Raw genomic sequence first — 904 nt, forward strand, 5'->3', positions numbered from 1 at the left:
GGTTGGTACGCCACCAGCTAAGACCACCGTTGGGTCATACAACGGGAAGTTCGGCGCCGGAATCAAGACACGGTCGCCAGGATTAACAACGGCGGTAATCGTGTCGTAAATCCCTTCTGTGGCCCCCAACGTCACAATGACTTGTGAGTCAGCATCATATTGCAGGTTGTACCGGTCAGCTAAGAAGTGCACCGCCGCTTCCCGCAACGCTTGCGTCCCAGCGGCCGGTGCGTAATGTGAATCATCTGCTAAAATGCTGTCGATCGCTGCTTGTTTAATGTGGCTCGGTACATTGAAATCTGGTTCGCCCAGCGTCAATTTCAAAATATCAGCCACATCACTAATCTGTGCATCGAATGCTCGAATCGCATTGGGTTGAATCTGTGTTAAGCGTTCATTTAAACTCATCGTCTACCTCCCTAAAACTTACGGCCAGGGTTCAAAATACCGGTCGGATCAAAAACGGCTTTAATTTGTTGTTGTAGTGTTTGCACTGCGGGTGACAATTGCTGGGGCACCCACTTCTTTTTAATCGTGCCAATCCCGTGTTCCGCACTGACCGTGCCACCGATGCTAATCACAAAGGGCAATAGCTCATCAATGTAGGCCTGCGTTTCCGCGGGTAAAGCACCATCTTTGCTTTCTAAAATGATATCTGGATGCAAATTACCGTCGCCGGCGTGACCGAGCAGCAATAACCGTTGACCATGCTTAGCGGCAATCGCTTCCGCTTGATCGGCGACAATTGCTAACTGCCCTAATGGCACGGCAATGTCTTCCACAATCAAACGGCCATATTGCGCACCGGCCGCAAAGATGTCTTGGCGAATTTTGATAATAGTTGCGGTACGGGCTGGGTCCGACGTGACGTCAATTGTCTGAGCGCCGGCCTTACGGAGTAGGT

Annotated in this window: 2 protein-coding genes; both read right to left on the reverse strand. The window is 50.9% G+C overall.

All coding sequences use genetic code 11. The annotated features are described in order from the left end of the window. On the reverse strand, positions 1-408 hold a 408-nt coding region (locus tag WEIDD23_RS11735; RefSeq protein WP_156469654.1), incomplete at its 3' end, for an aminotransferase class I/II-fold pyridoxal phosphate-dependent enzyme. A gap of 11 nt (positions 409-419) precedes the next feature. After that, positions 420-904 (reverse strand): FAD-linked oxidase C-terminal domain-containing protein (locus tag WEIDD23_RS11740; protein ID WP_278279504.1); only part of this gene is annotated, 485 nt, incomplete at its 5' end.

The sequence above is a fragment of the Weissella sp. DD23 genome (assembly GCF_001579105.1).
In the GTDB taxonomy this organism is placed as follows: Bacteria; Bacillota; Bacilli; order Lactobacillales; family Lactobacillaceae; genus Weissella; species Weissella cibaria.